18 protein-coding genes and 2 pseudogenes are annotated in these 23129 nt (G+C 58.4%); 4 read left to right on the top strand and 16 right to left on the bottom strand.

Annotated features, from left to right (window positions below; translation table 11 throughout):
* The first annotated feature begins 25 nt into the window (after window positions 1-25).
* Window positions 26-460 carry an SMI1/KNR4 family protein gene (locus tag ABUA09_RS08710; protein ID WP_033117001.1) on the top strand — a complete coding sequence of 145 codons (435 nt, stop codon included), beginning with the start codon at window positions 26-28 and terminating at the stop codon, window positions 458-460.
* A gap of 74 nt (window positions 461-534) precedes the next feature.
* On the opposite strand, the pseudogene ABUA09_RS08705 reads toward ABUA09_RS08710, so the two are convergent.
* The 12 genes and pseudogenes from ABUA09_RS08705 to ABUA09_RS08650 form a co-directional block, all read right to left on the bottom strand.
* Window positions 535-705, bottom strand: a pseudogene (locus tag ABUA09_RS08705) (AraC family ligand binding domain-containing protein); the annotation flags it as partial.
* A gap of 135 nt (window positions 706-840) precedes the next feature.
* Entirely contained in the window at window positions 841-1719 is an 879-nt protein-coding gene (locus ABUA09_RS08700; protein ID WP_058118005.1) for an MBL fold metallo-hydrolase, read from the bottom strand.
* Window positions 1720-1734: 15 nt separating this feature from the next.
* A complete protein-coding gene (locus tag ABUA09_RS08695; protein WP_058118006.1) occupies window positions 1735-2292 on the bottom strand; it encodes a helix-turn-helix domain-containing protein in 558 nt (185 codons plus the stop codon).
* 672 nt (window positions 2293-2964) lie between these two features.
* Complete coding sequence (locus ABUA09_RS08690; protein ID WP_279202188.1) at window positions 2965-4419, bottom strand: carbon starvation CstA family protein; 1455 nt, start codon at window positions 4417-4419, stop codon at window positions 2965-2967.
* A 459-nt stretch (window positions 4420-4878) separates the two neighbouring features.
* Window positions 4879-5619 (bottom strand): annotated as a pseudogene (locus ABUA09_RS08685) (nucleoside recognition domain-containing protein); the annotation flags it as partial.
* Window positions 5620-5700: 81 nt separating this feature from the next.
* Window positions 5701-7305: a recombinase family protein gene (locus ABUA09_RS08680; RefSeq protein ID WP_195973951.1), complete on the bottom strand. Its 1605-nt coding sequence runs from the start codon at window positions 7303-7305 to the stop codon at window positions 5701-5703.
* 218 nt (window positions 7306-7523) lie between these two features.
* Window positions 7524-9392, bottom strand: coding sequence for an S-layer homology domain-containing protein (locus ABUA09_RS08675; RefSeq protein ID WP_349949312.1), 1869 nt, complete (start codon window positions 9390-9392; stop codon window positions 7524-7526).
* A 16-nt stretch (window positions 9393-9408) separates the two neighbouring features.
* The gene (locus ABUA09_RS08670) at window positions 9409-10599 is read right to left on the bottom strand and encodes an ABC transporter permease (protein WP_033117550.1); all 1191 of its coding nucleotides are present in this window, start codon (window positions 10597-10599) and stop codon (window positions 9409-9411) included.
* Window positions 10596-11339: an ABC transporter ATP-binding protein gene (locus ABUA09_RS08665; protein ID WP_033117549.1), complete on the bottom strand. Its 744-nt coding sequence runs from the start codon at window positions 11337-11339 to the stop codon at window positions 10596-10598. The genes ABUA09_RS08670 and ABUA09_RS08665 overlap by 4 nt, the downstream gene beginning before the upstream one ends.
* Window position 11340: 1 nt before the next feature.
* Complete coding sequence (locus ABUA09_RS08660) at window positions 11341-13089, bottom strand: efflux RND transporter periplasmic adaptor subunit (protein ID WP_195973949.1); 1749 nt, start codon at window positions 13087-13089, stop codon at window positions 11341-11343.
* Between the two features lie 176 nt (window positions 13090-13265).
* Window positions 13266-13961 carry a winged helix-turn-helix domain-containing protein gene (locus ABUA09_RS08655; protein ID WP_033117548.1) on the bottom strand — a complete coding sequence of 232 codons (696 nt, stop codon included), beginning with the start codon at window positions 13959-13961 and terminating at the stop codon, window positions 13266-13268.
* Window positions 13962-15371 carry a HAMP domain-containing sensor histidine kinase gene (locus tag ABUA09_RS08650; RefSeq protein ID WP_279202194.1) on the bottom strand — a complete coding sequence of 470 codons (1410 nt, stop codon included), beginning with the start codon at window positions 15369-15371 and terminating at the stop codon, window positions 13962-13964. It lies immediately after the preceding gene.
* 169 nt (window positions 15372-15540) lie between these two features.
* Between ABUA09_RS08650 and ABUA09_RS08645 the strand changes: the two genes are divergently transcribed.
* Window positions 15541-15762, top strand: coding sequence for a hypothetical protein (locus ABUA09_RS08645; RefSeq protein WP_058118014.1), 222 nt, complete (start codon window positions 15541-15543; stop codon window positions 15760-15762).
* A 30-nt stretch (window positions 15763-15792) separates the two neighbouring features.
* Here the strand turns inward: ABUA09_RS08645 and feoB are convergent, their stop codons facing one another.
* Both feoB and ABUA09_RS08635 read right to left on the bottom strand, forming a co-directional pair.
* Window positions 15793-17223, bottom strand: coding sequence for a ferrous iron transporter B (gene feoB, locus ABUA09_RS08640; protein WP_082636070.1), 1431 nt, complete (start codon window positions 17221-17223; stop codon window positions 15793-15795).
* On the bottom strand, window positions 17223-17495 hold the full coding sequence (locus ABUA09_RS08635) for a FeoA family protein (RefSeq protein ID WP_195614895.1): 273 nt from the start codon (window positions 17493-17495) through the stop codon (window positions 17223-17225). Before ABUA09_RS08635 ends, feoB begins: the two co-directional genes overlap by 1 nt.
* Before the next feature lie 86 nt (window positions 17496-17581).
* Here ABUA09_RS08635 and ABUA09_RS08630 point away from each other — a divergent pair, with 86 nt between their 5' ends.
* A complete protein-coding gene (locus ABUA09_RS08630; protein WP_195608666.1) occupies window positions 17582-18007 on the top strand; it encodes a metal-dependent transcriptional regulator in 426 nt (141 codons plus the stop codon).
* A gap of 96 nt (window positions 18008-18103) precedes the next feature.
* On the opposite strand, the gene ABUA09_RS08625 is transcribed toward ABUA09_RS08630, so the two are convergent.
* Complete coding sequence (locus ABUA09_RS08625; RefSeq protein ID WP_058118017.1) at window positions 18104-19243, bottom strand: M20 family metallopeptidase; 1140 nt, start codon at window positions 19241-19243, stop codon at window positions 18104-18106.
* A 17-nt stretch (window positions 19244-19260) separates the two neighbouring features.
* Window positions 19261-20664 carry a Na+/H+ antiporter NhaC family protein gene (locus tag ABUA09_RS08620; RefSeq protein WP_058118018.1) on the bottom strand — a complete coding sequence of 468 codons (1404 nt, stop codon included), beginning with the start codon at window positions 20662-20664 and terminating at the stop codon, window positions 19261-19263.
* Between the two features lie 375 nt (window positions 20665-21039).
* On the opposite strand from ABUA09_RS08620, the gene ABUA09_RS08615 reads away from it, so the two are divergent.
* Window positions 21040-23109, top strand: a complete 2070-nt coding sequence (locus ABUA09_RS08615; RefSeq protein ID WP_349949311.1) for a sigma-54 interaction domain-containing protein — start codon at window positions 21040-21042, stop codon at window positions 23107-23109.
* Window positions 23110-23129: the final 20 nt, after the last annotated feature.

The following is a 23129-nucleotide window of genomic DNA, read 5'->3' as shown; positions in this document are numbered from 1 at the left end:
ATTTTTTAGAGGGAGTACTCTAATTGTGTACAAAGAATTGATTTTAGAATTAACGCAAAACAATGAGTATGTAAAGATACAATCGCCTTGTACCGGAGAAGAAATTGAGAAAGCAGAAAAGGCAGTCGGCTACCCCTTTCCGAAAGAGCTATGGGAACTTCTTTATGAATTGGACGGGGACAAATATCTTCTCTTGTCTGCAAAGGAGATAATCGCGCAAGCCATATTAAACAGAGAAACTCAAGAAATGTACAGCGATGAAGAATTTGCGAAGGAATTAGACAAGTTTATCTTTTTTGCTACAAACGGCTGCGGGGACTATTATTGCTATCATGCAGACTCTGACGGAGTTATTGATGAAAACGCTATCTACATTTGGGAACACGAAATGTTTTGTTGGAAACAAGTAGCCGCAAGTATGGTGGAACTTATTACTCGGTATTATCATGATGAAATTTAATGGGCATACAGTTTCCAGTTTGTCGGGGGATTTCATCTTTTGGGTGAAATCCCCCTTGACAAATGCTCTCTTGTGATGGTGTACTCCTGATTTTTGCACGACAAGATACGTTCCCCGTCCTCCATAAATCCGATCACATAGTATTCATGGAAATGGTTCGGAAAAGGCTGTACAATGCCCTCAAAACGGTAAGCCTCAATGTGGAGTTCGTCATCGTAGACCACCGTTCGCACTTCTTTTTTCATACGGTGTACCTCCTTGCCCGTCCCATTATAACAGCCGGGGGATTGTGCTGGCTTGTAAAATATCTTCATTTTTGTGCGTGACGGAGCAAACGGCGCAGGGATGGGCCAACCAATCCCTGCGCCGTTGTATGGCTGCTATGCCCTCTGCCAGAGCAGCATATTGTCTTCAAATAGAGTGTTCACCCTGCCGTTGTCTTTCAGCCACGCTAGATAGGAGCGGACGGTGCTGCCCACCAAAACATACTGTTCAAAGTTCATGGTAAGCCCATAGTCCGCAAACAATTTTTGCAGGATCACTTCAAAGCAAAGCGGTTCTCGGCAGATGCCGGTGATCTTATCCGCAATCTCCAACACCTTGTCGATGTTATACTGTGCCAGCTCTGTCACATCCTCGGAGGCGGCAGCGTGGGCCGGAACGAACATTTTTGCCCGCAGGGATTTGACCATTTCCATCGTGTTCAGATAGGCGGCAACATCATAGATGAAGCCGATCTGATACTTGTCCAGCGTTTCCCGGCTGGACAGGCAATCCGCCAGATAGACCACATCATCAGGCGTCCGAAAGCCTACCATATCAAAGAAATGTCCCGGCAGGGGGATGATCTCAAAGCCCTCCGGCAAGGATTCTTTGGTCAGCTCCTGGGCGTCGCTCTCCTGGGCCATGAGGAATTTGTGCCGCAGCTCCTTACATGGGTAGCCGCCATACAAAAAGGACGGCTCCAGGATGGGGTGATGGGTAAAGGCGCAGTCAATCCCTGGAGCGTAAATCATGCACCCGGTCTGGCCCTGCAAATACTTATTGCCGCCGATGTGGTCAGCGTTGGAGTGGGTGTTGTAGATGGCGGTAAGCCGCCAGCCGTTGGCTTCCAGAAGTTGCCGCACCTTACGCCCTGCGTCCTTATCGTTGCCGCTGTCAATCAGGCAAACGTCCTGCTTGTTCAGCTTCACCAGCCCAATTTTTGCTGGACTTTGGATGTAGTAACTTTGCTCTGAAACCTGGATCAATTCATACATGATGACGGCCCTCCTTTAGTGGCTCGGATAAAAGATTGTGTTATAGACCGCGCACCCGCTCTCGGACAAATTCTGATAGGCATGGGGCATATCGGCCCGGAAACGGACAGCCTGTTTCTCACCAACATCCACCGTTTTCTCTCCCAGGACAAGCCGCAGCGTCCCGCGCAGAACAAAGACGTGTTCCTCCACACCGTCATTGTGCTTGTCCGAGGAATGGCGGCAATCTGGGTCAAATTCGATGTAGAATGTTTCCACGCTCCGCACCGGGTCATAGGTGAATAGAGGATAGGCCCGCATTTTTCCGCCGTCCCCTAAAATCACATTGGCCTGATCCGGGCTGACGATGGTGTATTCAGCTTGTGGCCCTTCCAGGAAGTAGGACAACGGCGTTTTCAGTCCCGTGGCGATCTTCCAGAGTATTGTCACCGTGGGGATGGACTGACCGCGCTCGATTTGGCCCAACATGGGCTTGCTTACGCCAGTCAGAGCCGAAACATCATCCAGAGACATAGTTCGGGTGTTGCGGAGGCTTTTCAGCTTCTCACCAATTTTCAAATTCATAGATTCCATTGCTATAACCGCCTTGTATGTTTTTGCATCTTTAAAACTTGTTATAGCATATACCCAAAAGTGAGGAAAGTCAACACGATTAACAAGCCTTGCTCAATCGCTCACTTTCTGGCCCTGCACGTTCCGGCAAGCAATGCAAGTGTGGCCACACTTGCGATTTTGCTTGTTGGGGACCTCCCCAAACCCGGCGGAGCTTCGGGACAAATTGTCCCAAAGCTCAGTTGTTGCGTCACAGCCCCTATCGGGTCTGCCCCTTATTTCCGGCCCCAGAAATGTGGAACATATATGCCCAAATCGGGGGCGAGGAATGATATTATATACCCCACCCCAAAATCACGCCTTGGAGCCCTTGCACCACAATGGGTCAGAACACAAAAAGCTAACAGATGCACCCCTGATTTTAAGCGTTCAACCCAATCCCCCCGCCCTTGCCCAATCATGGGCAAGGGGGCGGCTCTGAAGGATATACCTTACTTTGGGACAACTTGTCTCAGACGGATCAACTTCAAGGCAAAAGAAAAGTGCCGGACTCAACCGCAAGGGTTAAGTCCGACACTCTTTTTGACCGTTCCCGTTTGACAGATGCCATAAGTTTCAGTATTTTAGGCTTACTGTCTTATGAGCACCCAGCTAAGCCGGTGGGTTTTTATTGCAGGAAAAGGGGATCGCTTTCTACGCCCTGACCTCTGCGGTGCCGGCGGAATCCCGATTCCTCACATAGGTCTGGACCACAAAAAGCACCAAGCAGGCCGCGGCAAAGATCACGCCTACCGGGTAGGCGATGGAGGTAGAGAGTTGAAACCCCTCAGGCGCCTGCAGGATGTAAGTCATGGAGACCGCGGACATAAAGGTCGCCGGCAAAGCCGCCATGAAGCAGCACACGGGTGGGTAGCCGAACCGGAAGAGAAACACTGCGCCGGTCCACAGCACCATCATGGCCAGCGTCTGGTTGGACCAGGAGAAATAACGCCACAGGATATCCCAAGGCAGCGCCGTAGCAATCACCGCGCCCACCACCAGCAGGGGGGCGGACAGCGCGGCGCGCTTTTTGACGCTGGACTGGTCGATGTGGAACCAGTCCGCGATGGTGAGCCGTGCGGAGCGAAAAGCCGTGTCACCTGAGGTGATGGGGCAAGCGATCACGCCGATCATGGCCAGCACGCCGCCCACCGGGCCCATCAGCGTGGTGGATATCTCATAGACCACACCGCCCTGTCCCAGTGCGTCGATGGCGTCGGACAGCGGCCCCACACCGTTATAGAAGGTTACACCGGCAGCCGCCCAGATCAGGGCAATGATGCCCTCTGTTACCATGGCGCCGTAAAACACGGTGCGCCCCTCCTGCTCAGAGGTGAGGCAGCGAGCCATGATGGGGGACTGTGTGGCATGGAAGCCGGAGATCGCGCCACAGGCCACGGTGACAAACATCATGGCCCACATAGGCAGTCCTTTGGGATGTACCACGGAGAACGCGGCGGCTGTCAGCTCGGGCAGCTCATAGGCGGGGTTGATCAGGATCGCCCCCGCGATCCCCAGCGCCATGATGATCAGGCAGATGCCGAAAATCGGGTAGATCTTTCCGATGATCTTGTCGACGGGGAGAAACGTTGCCAGCAGATAGTAGATCAGGATGACTGCCAGCCAGAATGATGTGCCGACGACAGGCGGAGTGAGCATACCGATCAGCTTGGCGGGGCCCACGGAGAAGTTGACGCCCACCATCACCAGCAGGACCACGGAAAAGACACGCATGATGAAGGTCATGACCTTCCCCATGTAGATACCCACAAGTTCAGAGATGGACTTGCCATCATGCCGCTCGGACATCATGCCGGACAGGAAGTCATGGACTCCGCCGCCCAAAATGGTCCCGAACACAATCCAAAGGTAGACCACAGGTCCCCAGCACGCGCCCGCCAGCGCGCCGTAAATGGGACCCAAACCCGCGATGTTCAGCAGCTGGATCAAATAAATTCTCCATGTCTTCATGGGAACAAAGTCCACCCCGTCCGGATGGGCCACTGCGGGGGTTTGCCTGTTGTCCACGCGGAATACTTTTTCCACCAACTTGCCGTAGGTGAAAAAGCCCACGATCAGCAGGACCAGGCAAGCAAAAAATGTGATCATAGAGTTCCCTCCTTTTTTTCCGGCTCCTTCCACAAAAAGCCGGTCCCAACGCACAAAAAGCGCCTTCCGAAAGCTTTTATTCTTTCGTTATTCGCTTTTCCGGCTTTTAATTATAGGCATATGAAAGTGGAAGTCAAGTAACAGGGTGTCGAAATTATGAGGTATGAACCATATATTTTCAGCAAATTTTTTGCCGCTTCCCTCCTCCCATTCCGTTCTCTTCTGTCTCTTTTCTGCCGCATTCAAAAATTTCACGGTAACCCGCCGGAGAACGCTCAGATTCCCCCGGCGTCTCTGCCTCCTGTTTCATTTTCAAACCGTATATCCGCGTGGCTTCCCCTATCCTTTCTATGCACCAGCCATCCGACCGGAAGGATTTTTTCCGTTCCCCATAAAGCCCATGATAAGAGCCGGGCCTTTCGAAAGAAAAAGGTCCGGCTCTTATCGCAAAGCGCGGGGTCAAACAAGTTGAAGGATCCGTGCGCCGCTCGCCACCAGAAAGCAGACCACCATGCCGATCCCCGTAGGGATGGCGAAGGAGAGCAGCGTCCACTTCATACTTTTGGTCTCCTTCCCGATGGTCATACAGGTAGTGGAACAGGGCCAGTGCATCAGGGAAAACAGCATCGTGCACACTGCGGTCAGCCAGGTCCAACCGTTTCGGACCAACAGCTCATGCAGCGCCCCCAAATCGTCCAGTTCCAGTAGGGTTCCGGTGGAGAGATAGCTCATGATGATGATGGGAATCACGATCTCGTTGGCCGGGAACCCCAAAATAAAGGCCATAAGGATCACTCCGTCCAACCCCAGAAGCCGGGCAAAGGGGTCCAGGAACCCGGTACAGTGGGCGAGCACACTGACGCCCCCCACCTGCACATTGGCGCACAGCCAAATGACAAGGCCCGCCGGAGCGGCCACTGCTACAGCCCGCCCCAGTACAAAGAGGGTCCGGTCCAACACCGACCGGGCGATGACCTGCCCCACCCTGGGCCTGCGGTAGGGCGGCAGCTCCAGGGTGAAGGAGGAGGGCACGCCTTTCAGGATGGTGGCGGACAGGAGCCGGGACACCCAGAAGGTCATGACCACGCCCAGGAGGATGACGCCGGTGAGCATAACGGCCGCCAGCAGCGATTTTCCCGGGCCGGCGTTCACCCCCACAAAGAACATGCTGATAATCGCAATGAGGATCGGAAATGCGCCGCCATCCCAACGGCAACTTTTCCGGTCCCGCGGCGTTCAAAGCGTCGCTGTGGGGAAAGAAGGACCGGGAGTTGGGACCGTTCAGCCGGTTGCGGAGAGAAAGATCCGGAGCGTACCGCCGTCCCATTCGCACCTCTGGACCAGTCTGCGGATCAGCGCCCGCTTTTCCGGCACCGACATGCGTGCGGTGCACTGAGCGGGGTCCAAGAATTCGGCGCACAGCGCCTCCGCCTTCCCGCTTTCCGCTCTCTGCTCCCGCTTCTGTGCGGCCGCTTCCAAACGGCGCAGCTCTTCCTCCAGTTCCGCGGCTCGGGCCGCGATCCTCTGCACAAAGGCGCCGTCCTGCCCGCCACCAGAGCCCAGCGCGAGAACCAATCGGTCCAGCTCCCTGCCGCACGCCTCCCGGCGGCTACGCGCCGCAGCAGTCGGGGTCCGCTCCTCTTCCTCTGCAAATTCCCGTCTCATCCCCTCCAGCAGCCGCTCCAGCCCCGGACCGGGGCGCATATGGGCTTCCAGACAGCGGCACACCGTATCGTCCGCCTGTTCTCCATGCAGATTCTGACAGGAGCAGGCCCCGCGTCCAAGCTCCAGCTTGGTCCGGCAGATATAATCGTACTGCTCGTCTCTGCCACTGCGCGCCTTGGCAAACATCCGCCCGCCGCACCTGGTGCAGCGGATCACTCCGGACAGGAGGGCGTAACTGTTGTGAGCGCCGACCCGGCGGGCACCCGACCGGTTCGCCTCCAGCAGCTCCTGTACCACTGCCCAGTCCCGCCCGCAGATCAGCCCCCTGTGCTTTCCCACTGCCACAATCCATTTTTCCACAGGGTTGCGGGGTGCATGCCCCTTGGTGTAATCCCGCTTGTTGTAGGCCAGCAGCCCCCGCCCCCGCCCGCACGCCTCCGCCGTGAAGCAGACGTCGGCGCACCGCGCTGTAAAATAGTTCAGCGCTTCTTGGTCCGCCGCGCAATAGACTGGATTTTGCAGGATCTCCCGCAGCCCGATCAGGGAAAAGTCCTCCCCCCGCCGGGAGCGGAGTCCCTGTTCATGCAGGTACCTGCGCACCCCGCTGAGGCTCTGAAGCTCCAGAAATTTTTCGTAGATCGTCTGTACGGTCCGGATTTCCTCCGGCTTCTCTTTCAGTTGGCAGGAGAATTTCACCTTGCCCTCCACAATGATCTCCCGCACCCGTTCCGAAGTATAGCCCGTGGGAGTCGTCCCCCCCAGCCAGCGCCCCATTTTCGCAAGCATCAGCATGTTATCCCTCACCCGCTCGGCAATGGTCTCCCGTTCCAACTGGGCAAACACGCTGGCAATATACATCATGGCCTTTCCCATCGGGGTCCCTGTGTCAAATTTTTCCCGAATACAGACAAAGGCGACCCCCCTTCTGCCCAGCTCTTCAATGAGGGCGGCAAAGTCCCCCACATTGCGGCTGATTCGGTCCAGACGATAACAGACCAGGCAGTCAGGTTTATCGCGCTTGATATCCCGCATCATCCTCTGGAACTGGGGCCGATCCAGGTTTTTTCCCGAGAATCCCTCGTCCTCGTAGACGGTGATATCGCACTCCTCACTGCCTGGGAAGTTTGCAAAAATATAATCTCTGCACATCTCTACCTGATTTTCAATGGACTCCCCCTTGCCGGTAAACACGGATTTCCGGCTGTATATCTTGAATTTCACTGTGCTCCTCCCCCCTCCATCCCGGTCTGTAGTGCCAAGCGGCCCCGCCGCCTATAGCATAGCGCCCTTGCTCGAGGGTAAGCCGTCGGATTTGGGGGGCGCGGCCGCCAACTTTCTTTCTGGACGGTCCCCCTCCCCAAAAGCCGGAAGGAGCGGCGTCCCGACAGTGGGACGCCGCTCCTCGGTATCTGTATAGGAAGCCTGGATGGCTGGAGGTCTCAGTTTGCCGTGGCCACAATGATGCGGATGCGCCCGCCGGCCGGACAGCCCATATCGTCGTACCAGCCCACCAGAGAATAATCGTCCGCATTGATCTCGGAGAGCGTGGTGGCATAGTATCCGCTGGAGGAGCCCGCGTCTTTCAGCAGCACCTGTACATTCTCATCCAGCAGGTATTTCTGATTCCCGGCCATGGCGTAGAGGTCGGAGAGCTGGGTCAGCTTTGCCGAGGTAAGCTGCTGGATGCTCCTCAGACTGCCGCCGTCATAGCGGAGCACCGCGCCGCCAGCCGAGACATTATAGGCGGTAGAACCGCTGACCGTACTGGACGCCCCCTTGTAGAGATAGGTATACGTCCCGGAGACGCTTGTATCGCTTACAGACTTGTCGGCCTCAGTCACGTACACATAGGTCCGCGTATCACCCGTCGCCTCCTCCAGAATCAGATGGTCGATATCCCCGTTTTCATCCAGCGTGTAATAGCGCACATTGTCGGAGGTGAGCTTGCTCCCCGCCAGGCGGGAGGGATAAATGCGGACATACCCGCCCTCGCTGTCGGTGTCCAGGATCTCCGCATCGGCGGCAAAGTCATACCCTGCAAAACGGGTGCCGTCGCTGCTGACGGTGCCGGTCAAGCTACGGCTGGAGAGGCTCTTCACCGTGGTGCCGCTGCTGTTCACCGTTACAGTCACCAGACGTCCGGTGGAGAAGGCGCTTCCGTCGTGGTAGAAGGTGCGGGTGGTCCCGTCAGAGCAGGCGACCTGGGTGGCAGTCTGCACGCTGGCGGTATCGGATACGGTGGTGGAAGACGAGGCGGACTTTTCACTGGCGACCACCACGCCGTAATAGACGGTATCGCTGTCCTGCGCGCTGATGGCATCCACCACCTCGCCGTTCATCCCCAGCAGGAGGGTGATGGTATCGCCGTCGGCAAACCCGCCCTGGCTGGAGAGTTTATAGGTGGCGGTGGAGGTGCCGATGTCGTAGGTCGTGCCCGCCACAGTGACGGAAGTGGGCGCTGCCCGATTGGGAGAAACCGCAGTGAGCGTACCGGTAACCCGATTGCTGTAGATCCAGACGGTGCGGAGGTTGGCGTTATAGTAGTAGACGTCGTACTGCTTCACCGCCGAGAGGCTAGAGGCGCTGCCGTTGCGGTAGACCGTGACATGATCCGTGCTGAAGGGCAGCTCAAGAGTACCGGAGGAGGCCACATAAGGGCCCTTGGTGTCGCTGCTGACCAGAGTGGAGTAGTCCACTTCCCCATTGGTAATGGTGTACCCCAGCGTGGCGCCATAGACGGCCCCCGCGCTGTTCCCCGCCGTCAGCAGATTGTAGAATAGGGTCACGCAGTCCTGGCGGGTCAGGGTCTGGCCCTGCATGGCTGTCGTATCGTCCAAAAGTCCGATGGCGCCGGCCTTCGAGAGCTGCGCGGTGGGGAAGGAGCCCGCCAGGCTGCCGGAATCATAGCCCAGCAGACGCAGCAGGGCGGTACATCCCTCCTCCAGCGTGATGGAGTTGTCCGGGCGGAAAGTGCCGTCCACATAGCCGGTGAACCAGCCCTGTTCCACACCCAGCTTGATGTACTCGCTGGCCCAGTGACTGCTCTTCACATCCTTGAAGAGCGAGGCGCCGTACCCGCTGCCCACGGTGTCCTTATAGGAGGAAGCGGCCGTCATCATCTTTACAAACTCGGCACGGGTCACCTGGGAGGAGAGGTTCATGTTTCCGTTCTCGTCTCCTACCATGATGCCCAGCACCTTTACAGTCTCCAGGGCCGTAGTCTCGTCCTGTGCGGCAAGTACCCCGGTGGTCCCCAGGGAGAGGGCCAGGCACAGCGTGAGCGCCAGGGAGATCAAACGCTTTTTCATCCTTTTCACTCCTAAATCAGTCGTAATGCAGGGCGTCGATGGGGTTGAGTGCGGCCGCCTTCTTGGCGGGCAGATAACCGAAGAGGACGCCGATGCCCACCGAGATCCCGAAGGCCATGATCACCGCCCCGACACTGGGGGCCACTGTAAGGGTCTCCTCCATGAGCCGGGTGACCACCATCGTGGCCACGGAGGACAGGCCGTACCCCATGAGGATGCCGATGACGCCGCCCAGTGCACTGGTACAGGCCGCCTCGATGACAAACTGTTCCATGATGTACCGCTCTTTAGCGCCCAGGGATTTTCGGATGCCGATCTCCCGGGTCCGCTCCGTGACGGAGACAAGCATGATGTTCATGATGCCGATGCCGCCCACCACCAAAGAGATGGCGGCGATGCCGGCCAGCACACCCACCAGGATATTGATCATGCTGGTCATGGTCTCCAACATCTCGGACATGCTGACGACGGTATAGAAATCGTCGCTCTCGAAAAAGTCATAGAGCGCATCCTCCAGCGCGTCCTTGCTCTCTGAGAGGTAGTTCTCATCCCGCACGGTGATCACATAGCTGGAGATCCGCCCCGATATCCTTGAGGCTGTGGAGTAGGGCAGATACAGGCAATCGTCGGTACCGCCCTCCTCCAGCTCGTCGCTCTGCTGCTCCATGACCCCGACGATGGTCAGGCTCTGGCCTCCCACCCGCAGAGTCTGGCCCACGGAGTTGCCGCCGAAATAGGCCTGGTCCAGATAGGCCCCCACCACGCAGACCTTGCTGCGCTGGGAGACGTCGCTGTACTGGAGGCCGCGGCCTTTGGACACATCATACCCCTTGATGTCAAAGTAATCCTCGCTCACACCGCTGACAGAGGTGTAGCTGGAGGTATCGGAGCCGATCTTTACCGAACCCGCCATGCTGGCTGTGGGGGAGACCAGGTCCAAATACTGGCTGTTCTCATCCACGATGTCATACATATCCTCCACCTCCAGGGTGCGGGTGGAGCCGCGGGCCATGACCGAAACGGTGAGGGTATTGGTGCCCATGCTGGAAAAGCTGTCCGTGACATAGCCCTCCAGGCCGTTGCCCAGGCCCACGATGACGATAACGGCGGCCACGCCGATGATAATGCCCAGCATGGTGAGCAGGGTCCTTGTCTTGCTGGAGAGGATATTCTTAATGGCCAGGGAGAGAGATTCCAGAATGCTCAAGCCGATGCGCCTCCTCCCGTGCCGGCGGCCTTGGGCGTGACCACCGCCTCCGGCGCGTCGGAAGGCCCGTCATAGACCACGTGCCCGTCCTCCAGCCGGATAATCCGCTGCGCCTGAACGGCGATGGAATTGTCGTGGGTAATGAGGACCACCGTGTTGCCTGCGGCATGGAGCTCCTGGAGCAGCGAGAGCACCTCGCGTCCCGTCCGGGAGTCCAGGGCCCCGGTGGGCTCGTCGGCCAGGATGACCGCCGGCTCCCCCACCAGCGCCCGGGCGATGGACACCCGCTGCTGCTGACCGCCGGAGAGCTGGGTGGGCTTGTGCTTGAGCTTATCCCCCAGCCCCACCATTTCCAGGGCCACCTTGGCCCGTTCCCGGCGCTCCGCCCTGGGGACACCGGCATACATCAGCGGAACTTCCACATTTTCCACCAGATTGAGCTTGGGCAGCAGGTTGTATTGCTGGAAAATAAACCCTAAAAGCTCGTTGCGGATCTCCGCCAATTCATTTTTGTTCATCTGTCCCACATCCCGCCCGTCCAGCAGGTAGATCCCCTCAGAGGGGACATCCAGGCACCCGATGATGTTCATACAGGTGGACTTACCGGAACCGGACTGACCTACAATGGCCACAAATTCGCCCTTATAGATTTGAAAGGAGATGTGGTCGGCGGCCACCACGGTGGTGTCCCCCATATGGTAATATTTGCAGACCTCTTTAAACTCGATGAGGGCGTTCATATCAGAATCCTCCCGGGCCGCCGCCGCCGGGCATCCCGCCGCCACCGCCTGGCATTCCGCCGCCACCGGGCATCATGCCCATCTGGAAGCTGCTGCCGGAGCTGGTTGTGGGGATATAGGCCACGGTATCGCCCTCCTGAAGGCCGGAGATGACCTCCAGGTAACTGTCGTCGCTAACGCCTACGGTGACCTCCACGGAGACATACTCCGCTCCCGACTGGCCGGAGGCGCTCTCGGCGCTGTCCGTGCCCTCCTTCTGTCCATCTCCCGGAATACTCATGGCGGTGCCGTTGGCGGCGCTGGGAGAGTCGGCGGTGACCAGGACCAGATTGCCCCGCATCAGGGCTGCGGAGGGGATGGCCAGCACATCGGTGGCGCTGTCCAGAACGATGGTGGCGTCGGCGCTCATGCCGGGCAGGAGGCCATCGGTCTCGTCGATACGGATGGTGACGGGATAAGTAGTGACGCCGCCCGACGAGGTACCCGCCACACTGACCTTGGTGACAACGCCCTCATAGGTCGCATCCTCCACAGCGTCCGCCGTGATGGAAACGGTCTGTCCCACGGCAATATCGGCGATGTCCAGCTCATCCACACTGAGGGTCATGGTGAGATAAGAGAGGTCATAGATGGAACAGAGGACCTGATTGGACTCGGTGGTCTCTCCGGCCTTGTAGTTCTTGTCGATGATCGTGCCGGAGATAGGCGAAGTGATGGTGTAATCGTCCAACTGGTCATATTGGGACTCCAGGGAGAGCTCCGCGTTGCGCAGGGACTCGGAGGCGCTCTGGATCTCATCCGCCAAGGTGTCGCTGCTGAGAACGACTATCACCTGGTTCTTATCCACCCAGTCCCCCTCCGCGACCTGGAGGGAGGCGACCTCCCCGGAGATGGCTGCGGTGACCACTGCCTCGTCCTCGTACGCAAAGGTGCTGCCGGAGCTGCTGCCAACTCCGTCGATCTCCGCCGTGGCGCTCTGTGTGGTGGAGATGCCGCCGGGATTCGTGACGTCAATGGTCACCTCCCGGACAATGATGTTGCCGGTGAGCACCGTATCTACGGCAGAGATCTTGCTGACGGCCCCGCTCAGCACTTCGAAGGTGCTGTCCAGGGTAACGGAGGCGGTCTGCCCCACATAGAAGTTCGCCGCATCGTCCGCCGGGAATGGGACCGTGAGGCTCATCACGTCGGAGTTCCGAATGGTGGCCACAGTCTGCCCCGCCGACACATCATCTCCCACCTCCACATCCAGGGAGATCACCCGTCCGGAGGTCGAGGCCGTGACGTTCAGGTCCTCCAGGCTCTCCAGCTTATTGTTGTAGCTGCGCTGCGACTGGTTGAGGGAGATCTCCGCCTTTTCCAGGGAGCTGGACGCGTTGGAGGAGTCGATGGTGTAGAGCACCGTCCCCTCCTCCACTTGGTCTCCCTCTTCAAAGTCCGCAGTGAGAATGGTGCCCTCCAGAAGGGTGGTGACGGAATAGGAGTTGGCCGCTTCCAGGGTGCCGCTGCCGGTGATGGAGGCCGTGATGTCCCGCCGTTCGACCGCGGCGGTCGTATACGTAGTGTCGGACGCCTGGGCCGCAGAGGCCTTGTTATGTCCAAGGAAATACCAAACTCCGCCGCCGGCAATGGCGCACACCAAAATCAGCGCCACCAGCTTTTTCCCCCGCCCTTTTTTCTTTGGTTTTACCGCTGTTCCGCCAGAGGCATTCTGTGCGGACGCAGACTTTTTCCCCACGTTGAATTTCATTGCTTCCAGCCATCCTTTCCATGTGAGGTTGTATCCGGTTTACGGCTTTTCATTGTACTGGAGGAATCTAAACAGCCCCGGAGGAAAATCGAAACAAATTCTAAACAGCTTCCAAACATTCCAAAAAGCCCCTCCGGGAGCGAGCTCGCTCCCGGAGGGGCTTTTTCCATTTCTGCTCAACGGTTGAGACGGTACCCAGCTCCCCAGACGGTCTCGATGATCTTGGGATGAGACGGGTTGTCCTCTATCTTTTCCCGGATGCGCCCGATATGGACGGTGACCGTGGCGCTATCGCCCACATAGTCATAGCCCCAGATGGTCTCAAAGAGCTGTTCCTTGGAAAAGACGATGTTGGGATTCTCCGCCAGAAATTTCAGCAGTGCAAACTCGCGGTTGGGCATCTTCAGTTCCCGCTCCCCTTTGTAGACCTTCCAGCTCCGGGGAAGGATCTGCAGATCGCCCACAACAATGACCTCCTGCTCCGCCTGCCGCCCCCCGCTCCCGGTGAGCCGGGCATACCGGCTCAGATGCGCCTTTACCCGGGCCACCAGCTCCGCCGGGTCAAACGGTTTGGCGATATAGTCGTCGGCCCCCAGACCCAGGCCCCGGATCTTGTCCACCGAGTCGGTGCGGGCGGTGACCATCAGGATGGGCACGTCAACCCGGTCCCGTATTTGCCGGCAGACATCATAGCCGTTGAGGCCGGGCAGCATCAAGTCCAACAGCACCAGATCGTAGCCGCCGGAGAGCGCCGCGGACACCGCGCTCTCCCCGTCTGAAACCACGTCAGATTCCAATCCCTCGATTTCCAGATAGTCCCGCTCCAGCAGGGCGATTTCGCTGTCGTCCTCCACAATCAGAATTTTACTCATTTACAGTGCCTCCTCACAGGGCAGTCCGATCTCAAAGACCAGGCCGTGGTCGTTTCGGGCCGTAACTGTACCGCCATGGGCCTCTACGATATATTTGACGATGTAAAGCCCCAGGCCGCTTCCCTCGCCGCCACGGCTTCCCCTGGCCTGATCGCCCCTCCAGAATTGCTCAAAGAGATGGGAGAGCTGTTCCTCCGGTACGCCGGTCCCATTGTCGGCAAAGCGCAGGCGTTCCGCGTCCCGCTCTCTCCATACCATCAGGGTGATCTCCAGAGGGGCCGCTCCGGCGTACCGGATTGCGTTGTCCGTCAGATTGGTCAGCACCCGATACATCTGCTCGGTGTCAATCCGGACGGGATGGGGCGCGGGTGCGCCCCGCAGGATCACCTGCCCGCCCTTGGCCTCCAGTTCTCCCTGAATATCCTCCGCAAATTTCTGTACGAAGCGCCCCAGGTCGACCGGCTCGGGGAACAGCGGCAGGTTGCCCGTCTCCATTTTTGAAAAGTAGAACAGCCGCTGGAGAAGGATGTCCATATCACAGGCCTTGCGGTACGCAATGTCCAAATATTGGGCTTGTTTCTCCGGCGTCTTTGCAACCCCATCCTGAAGTCCCTTGATGTAGCCCTTCACCGAGGTGAGGGGGGTGCGCAGATCGTGGGAGATCCCCGCCACCAGATCGGTGCGCGCCTGCTCATAGGCGGCGTTTTTCTCCCGCTCGGAGAGCAGGTGCTGCTGCATGTGGTCAAAGGCGGCACAGACCGAGGCAAACTCGTCCTCTCCGCCGTATGCCACCGGCTGGGAGAAATTTCCCTGTTCCACCCGCTGCGCCGCCTCGGCCAAGGCGTTCACAGGGCGCATGAGCTGTTTGATCTGATAATTGGTAAATATCAGGCTCAGCAGGACGATGATCACAATGGCGGCAAAGCCGCTGGCCAGGAGAGTCAGCATGAACGCCTCGCCCTGAGGACGCTGGTGCCCGAATATCTTCGGTACGTCGGGCTGCGATACGGCGACGATGGTATAGGCGTCGCTCCGCGTCCCGATCATGATCATACCCTCGTTCTGGACCGTGAGCGCATCCCGGCTGGGCCAGGACTTGTCCCCATAGAGCCGCCGGTAGCTCTCTTCCTGAAAGGGATTCAAAGAGGAGTAGATCTCCCGCCCGTTTTCCAGCACGTACAGGCTGTACCGCAGTTCGGCAAGCTCCGCGTCCAGCGCCTTCCAGTTCCCGTCGGCGGTATAGTCGGAGAGCCGTTCCTGGACCTGTACGGTCCTGGTGTCCATCGCCGAGCGGGACCACTCCAGATAGCGGCTGGTGATCCAGTGCATCACGCTGCCGCTGACCGCAAGCAGCGCCACCAGAGCCGCCAGCACAGTCAGCGTATGGTAGACAAAGATCCGCCGCTTCACTGCCGATTCCCCCGTTCTCTCCCATCTTTTCGATTTTAATTTTAAAGGAAAAACCTAAACAAGGGAATATAGAAATCTAAACTTTTTTCAAATTGGCTCTTGGAAGCATCCGGCGGACACTTTCGCATAGGATGACCCTATCCGTATGTCTTGTGTAAGGAGGGTGCCTGTGCGAAAAAACAGAGTCCAAGCCGTGGAGGTCCATCCGCTCCCTGCGCCGGAGGGGCCGGCGCGCGCCGACGGCATTGACGAGATCTACACCAGATACATCCGGCGGCGTCTTTCAGAGGCGGGGCTGACGCCGCAGCAGAAAGTGGAGGTGCTGGATTGCCTGCTTACATACCTCCGCTCCCCGTCCGGCGCGCGCCTCCCCGGCTCCACAGATGAATGATAAGCCCTGCGCGCGCCATTGTTGCCTTTTCTATGGCGGCGCAAATCGCCCGTTGCAGGGTACAAAATTATTGGTCAAGATGGCAATCAGTCGTTCTCTTGGGGAGTCGATGATCCGACAGCCTACGATTCCCGCAGCGTTGCATCCAAAGCCCATACACATGGTCAGGGCCTGTTTGCCGCAGGCCCGCGCCTTTTGGAAAGCGTGGTCCAGCACAAAAGCCACCCGCGGCAGATACCCGAAGTCCTCCAGCAGGGTAAAGAGGGGAAAGAAGATAGCCATCGGCGGCAGCATGACAGAAATCACCCAGGCCAGCACCCGATAGACCCCCAGCACCAGCGCGCCGTGGAGCCACTCGGGGGCCTGTAAGTACGCAAAGAGATCGGTAAGCCGATCCTGCACCCAGAACAGGCCGTCCGCCAGGAGGGCCGACGGAACATTGGCCCCGGCAATGGTGATCCAGAATACCACAGCCAGCAGGCACAGCATCACTGGGATTCCGGTGGCTCGGCTGGTGAGGATACGGTCCAATTGTCGGTCCCTCCTGGCCGCGTCCTCCCGGTGGAACGTCACCGTCTCCCCGGCAATCTCCGCCCCTGCCCGGACCAGAGAGGCCACCACGGTCTCCCGCAGGCTCTCCTGGTCCAGTCCCTCTTCCTTCAGCCCCGCCTGCGCTTCCAGCAGGGCGACGCGCACCTCCGGGTCCTCCATCAGGTCGATTTCGAGGAATTTTTCCAAGGCACACAGCAGAGAGGGGTCCTGATCCAGCAGCCGCAGGGCCGTCCACCGCGCCGGAAGCCGCCCCTCCAGCCGCCGGGCCAGCACTGGCTCCAGGCGGGCCAGCGCCCTCTCTACGGCTGAGGGGTAGCCAGGCCGGAACGTATGGGGCGCCTCCTCCGCCGCCGCCATATCCGCGACGGCCTCCATCAGTTGCCCCAGGCCCTCGTTCCTCCCGGCGGCGGCAGCCACCACCGGCACGCCCAGAAGGCGGGAAAGCTCCGCAGTATCCACCTCGATCCCCTTGCTCCGCGCCTCGTCCATCAGATTGACGCACACAACGGTGCGCGGGGTGATCTCCAACGTCTGGAGCACCAGATTCAGGTTGCGCTCCAGGCAGGTGGCATCACAGACCACCACCGCGCCGTCGGCACCGCCAAAGCAGAGGAAGTCCCGGGCCACCTCTTCCTCGGCGGAATGGGCCATAAGGGAATAGGTCCCCGGCAGATCCACCAGAATATAGTCCCGGCCCCGGTGGGTATGCCGCCCCTGCGCGTTGGTCACCGTCTTTCCCGGCCAATTCCCGGTGTGTTGACGAAGGTTGGTCAGCGCATTGAATACCGTGGACTTGCCCACGTTGGGATTCCCCGCCAGGGCGATGACCCGATCCTCTGGGCTGCGTCTGTCGATGATCAGTCCGGCGTCGGCAGCCCCCGCGCCGGTGGAGGTATGTGTAAGGCCCATCAGGCCAGCACCGCCCGGCCGACGGCCTGGGGCACGTTCTCTTGCTCCAGCGCCACGCAGCGGGCGTCCTGCTCCCGCAACGCGATGACCGCTCCGCGAATCAGATAGGCCGCCGGGTCCCCGGCGGGGCTGTGTCCCTGGCATGTCACCCTGGTCCCCGGGATGAGCCCGATGTCCAGCAACCGGCGGCGCATGGACGGCTCCGCGTCCACCCGGCTCACAAGGGCGCTCTGCCCGTCCAGAAGCGTGTTCATAGAAAGCTGTTCAAACATATCTGGCAGCTCCAATCATAAGATGTTGTGGGAGGGAAACTTTGTTTCCGCACCCTATCTTATGCGAAGGGGGTCGATGGGTGACTATGGAAGAGGAGCAGGCGTTCTACACCCAGAAGGGCTATGAGATGCGCAGCGGCCAAACCGTGACCAGCGCCATGGAGGATTATCTGGAAATGATCTGCCGCCAGGCCAGGACGGAAGGCTATGCACGCATCAATTTTCTGGCGCAGCGGCTCAATGTGAGACCCTCCTCGGCCTCTAAAATGGTCTATCAGCTCCGGGATCTGGGGCTGGTGGCATTTGAAAAGTACGGTCTGATCCGCCCCACGTCCGCCGGAACGGAACTGGGGGCCTATCTGCTCTACCGCCATGACCTGCTCCACCGTTTTTTCTGCTGGGTCAACGGCACCACGGATGAACTGGAGCAGGTGGAGCAGGTAGAGCACTATATCCACAAGGAGACCCTCCACAATCTGGAGCAGCTGATGGAGCGCTGCGGCGCGCCCTGAGTGCGGCGAGGCCAAATACCCCCATCCGGCCCCGCCTCTTTGTGAAGCGGGGCCGGATGGGGGTGTGACAACCACATGGGATTGGGTTGGGGGAGTTCATTTGAGCAATTCCGCTACGGTCCGCCTATAGACCTCTGCACAGTTTTTCACCTGCCAGGCATGGCCGTACTCGTTTGCAGCGTGCATACCGCCGCCGGAGGGGCCGAAGGTCACGGTGGGTATCCCCAGAGATACCGCCAAAATATTGGAATCGCAGACCGATGGGTCGTATTCCACCGGCAGCTCCTCACCCGTAACCTCTTTAAACGCACACTGGAGGGTGGTGACCAGGTCGTCATCCGGCTCCAGGGCAAAGGACTGCATGTAAGGGGAATTCCGGGGCTTAAGGCGGACCTCCACCTTCTCTTCCAGACCCAGTGCGCGTGCGGCATCCAGTATCTGTTGGATACAGGTTTTTTCGTCCTCTCCCGGCACCACATACCGGTCTACGAAGATATTGCAGACCTCGGGTACCACCAAAGTGCCCTTGTTGCCCCCCTCCATGTGCCGGACACACCAGGTTCCATGCTTCAGGTTGGGATGGGTCAGGGTAGGCAGGGCCTCGATGGCCGCAGCCAGTCTGCCTCCGGAGATCAATGCGTTCTCACCTACCGCCGGATAGTGGCTGGCATGTGCGGCCACGCCATGGACCGTCACCTCAAAGCTGTAGCGGCCCCGAAACCCGATGGCGACGTTATCATACCGGCACTCCGCCATAATGGCGTAATCGGCTGTGATGCCCTCCTCCACCAGTTGGTAAGTTCCCTTGGAGAGCCCCTCCTCATCGGAGACAAAGCACGCCTCGATCGTCCCGGTAAATGCGTCGGTATGCCGGGTATAATACTCCAAGGTCTCCAGAATGGCGGCCAGCCCACCTTTCATATCCATGGCGCCCAGGCCGTGGACCTTATCCCCGTCCTCGGTGGGCACAAAGGGGTCCGTGTTCCAGCCATTGGCCACATCCACCGTGTCGATATGCCCAATGAGCATGACGGTCTTTCCCGGCTTTCCGCTGTCGAGCACCGTCCAGACAGAGGGGCGGGCCTTCTCCGTCCGGTCCTCGGGAAAGTAGCTGTAGTGGGGCTCCAGGTTCATGGCGCGAAGCTCCTTGGCGATGTAATCTGCCAGATTGACTTCATGCCCGTTGACGCTGTTGATCCGAATCATATCGTACCAGCGCTTGATGATCTTTTCCATTCCGATCTTCTCCTCTCTCACATCTGAGCGGTTGTTGGGGCCTTCAGCTTGGCCATCCCGATACCGGTAAGCCCCATCACCAAGGAGATGATGATGGACAGCCACAGCATGGGGGCAAAGGGGGCAAAGGACATATTGTCAATGCCCAGGGTGCTCACTACATAGGCTCCAGTGGTGGCCCAGGGCACCAGGGGCGCGAGACCCGTGCCGGTGTCCAGCATGATGCGCATCAGGTTCTTTTTGTCCAGGCCGTATTCCGGGAACATATCCTTCACCATGGAGCCCACCACGGGGTAAGAGACATAGTAGGCTCCGGTAATGGTGAAGAACAGCGCGTGGATGATCAGGACGCCGGTGGCCATGATTTTGGAGTTTCCGGCTATCCTGTGCACATAGTCCAACAGGATATCCACCACGCCGGCGGTACGCAGGGGGGCGCCGAACACACCGGCGGCGATGAGCAGACCGATCGTCCCGAGCATGCTGGTAAAGCCGCCCCGGGTCAGCATGCTGTCCACCACCTCCACGCCGGTGTCGCTGACAAAGCCGCCGTACATGGCAGAGGCCACCGAGTGCACATTCTCTCCCTGGAGCGCCATGGCCAGGACCACAGCCACAAAGATACCGGCGGTGAAGGTTGGCAGGGTCGGCTTTTTCAGGACGATCAGGACCACCACCACAACGGGAGGCAGGAGCAGCAGGGGCGAGAGGTTGAACTGGCTGGTCACCGTGCTCAGAATGGCTTCATAGGTCTCACCGCCCACGGTGCCCCCGCCGAAGCGCAACCCGTATATACTCAGGAACACCAGCGATACGAGATAGGCCGGGCCGGTGGACAAAAGCGCGTGCTTGATCCCCTCCATCAGGGGCACCTCCGTCACGCTGGAGACCAGCACAGGGGAGTCCGACAGCGGTGAAATCTTATCCCCGAAAAAAGCCCCTACTACGATTGCGCCGGCGGTGGCCGGCAGCGGCACGCCCAAACCCTGGGCCACGCCCATAAAGGCCACGCCCACGGTGGCCAGAGTGCCCCAGGAGGTTCCGGCCATGGTGGACATCAGCGTACAGACAACGCAGACGATGGGCAGGAACAGCCCCGGTGTCAGCACTTTCATGCCATAATAGATCATGACGGGCACAGTACCGGAAATCATCCAGGTGCCCACCAGCACGCCGACCGCAATCAGAATCAGAATGGCCACCAGCATCGAGCTGATGGTCGCCTTCATATCCGCCTGTAGATCGTCATACCGAATACCAAAGCAGCAGGAGAGCACGCACATCAGTACACCGTCAAACAGCAGGATGATGCGGTTGTTGATGCCCATCTTCAGCCCTATGAAGATGATGGCGATGCCCAAGATCAGCATCAGCATCGCTTGCCAGGGTTTTACCGTTTTCTTCTTGACTTGCTCACTCATTGAAGCTTCCTCCTCTTTTTCTCCGCTTGCGCCGGCCTCATGCCGCCGCTTTCAATTTTGTATGAAGCAAATCGTGTGCCAACTTTTTCTTTTCCCCCCAAAAAGCCGCAACCCACTGTATTTTCAAGGGCCCAATTCCATCACGTTTGCTGAAATTCATCGCTTTCGTGCTTTACCGGTCTGTTATGGGGCTATTTGTGGGCTCTATCGCCCAAAAATTCTTTTGTTTCTCTATCATTAGGCGTTTATCTCCATAAAATCACTAAATATCTTTCAAATTGTATATATTTTGCTTGCATTTCTAATTTATTTATTCTAAAATAATATTATTAATCCGATTGCGAGACGTTTATGGGGTGTTTTGGGGTGATACCAATGAAGACACTGCTTTTGGTCACAAAGCGGAGAGCCGTACAGGAGATGTACTACGAAGAGCTTGTCAAGGTCTTTGGCGAACGGCTCAATATCCTCCCCTGCGTCCAGTCCGACGACGGGACCGATTTCACATCCGACAGCGGCATTGCTCAGGCGGATATCGTACTGATCACCAACCCCTACTCCTTTCCCTTGGCCAGGCGCCAGATGCGGCCGGATGCCCAAATCATCAATCTGAATTTCTCCTTTTCCAGAGACAAGGTGGACGCGCTGAAGCTTTTCCCCGTGGGTACGGAGGCCCTGGCCTGCTTTAATTACTATTCCTCCGCCCATCAGGCGGTCAACGCCCTGTATGAGGCGGGGGTGACGAATCTCAATCTCTACGTCAACTATCCCGGCAATCGGAATTTGAATAAAAAGCGGATCGGCCTGGCCATTGTCTCCGGCCAGACCGACCAGGTGCCGGACGGGGTCACACGGGTCTTTGATCTCGGCCCACGCAAGCTTTCCCTGACCACCATGCTGGAGATTGCCGTAAAGGCCAATATCCTCGACAGTGCCCTGGAGGAGGCGATCATCCGCTATTCCAGGACGATTTCCGTACCGGACAACTTTCTCTCCTACTTCTATGACTCCTCCGGCGCCTCCACGCTTCAGCTCAAAGCTGTGATGGAGTGCATCGACTACGGCATCGTCATCTACGACCAGAACTGGCGGATCATTAACTTCAACCAGAACTTCATCCGGCTCTTTGGCCTAAGCCCCAATCTTTATGGAAGGGTCCTCCGGGATTTCCCCTGGGAAGCCGAGCTGAAGGACCTCATCTTTTCCGACCGCGAATTCCGCAACCGACTGTGCACACTCCATGGCAGAGGAAAAAGCTTTACTGTCTCCAAAGAAAAGATCAACAAAGGGGACAGGCAGTGGGACCTCTACATCCTGTTGCTCAAGGACATTACGGAGCTGACCAATCTGGAGCGATCCCTCCGGCATCAGATTGCAAAGCGGGGGCATGTGGCCCGCTACACCTTCTCGGATATCAAGGGGAACAGTCCGGCCATGTCCCAGTGCCTGGAGAAGGCCCGGCGCATCGCGCAGATCGATAAGCCCACGCTGATCGTCGGCGAGAGTGGCACAGGCAAGGAGCTCTTCGCCCAGTCCATCCACAGCGCCTCCTCCCGGGCCCATTTCCCCTTTGTGGCCATGAACTGCGCGGCGATCCCCCCCACCCTGCTGGAATCGGAGCTCTTTGGTTATGAAGAGGGCGCCTTTACCGGTGCCCGCAAGGGCGGAAAAGAGGGCCTTTTCCAGATGGCGCAGAAGGGGACCCTCTTTCTGGATGAGATCGGCGAGCTCTCCCTTCCCACCCAGGCAAAGCTCCTGCGGGTACTGGAGGAACGCGAGATCATGAAAGTAGGCAGCGGAGAACTTATCCGTGTGGACGTCCGCATCATCGCCGCCACCAACCGCGATCTGAACGCGTTGGTAGACTGCGGCACTTTCCGGCTGGACCTCTACTATCGGCTCAACACCCTTATCATCAACGTGCCGCCCCTACGCTCCCGGCGTTCTGACATTCCCTTGCTCATCCAGGAATTTCTTCTCCACGAGGGCAAGGAAAAAATGGAGATGGAGCCTGCGGTGCGCGCTTTTTTGATGGATTACCCCTGGAAGGGCAACATTCGGGAGCTGAGGAACTGTGTGGAGTATATGGCCAATCTCTCCGACGGTCCCATCACGGCGGACCACCTCCCGGACTATATACGGGAGACTTACGAGTCCTCCCGCTCTTCCCAGGCCCTGCTCCACAAGCGGGTAGGCGAGCTGACCCAGTATGACCGCGAGGCCATCACGAATATTTTAATCCTGCTGAAGCGAAAGCCCGCTGGCCGGCGTGGACTCCTCCGGGCGCTTTCAGAAGAGGAGCTCTACATGACCGAATACCGCCTGCGGGAGCTTTTGAACTATTTGAGTCAGAACGGCTACGTGGTCTTCGGCCGCGGAAGGGCAGGCTGCTCCCTGTCCAGATCCGGCGAGCAGCTCCTCTCCCTGCTGCGGCAGAATTCATAGATAAAACGGCGGCCTCCCAC

This window comes from Intestinimonas sp. RTP31139st1_F5_RTP31139_211217, from assembly GCF_040226735.1.
GTDB lineage: Bacteria > Bacillota > Clostridia > Oscillospirales > Oscillospiraceae > Intestinimonas > Intestinimonas butyriciproducens.
The sequence above is the reverse complement of the archived record's forward strand: the minus strand, read 5'-3'. Positions and strand labels throughout refer to the sequence as shown.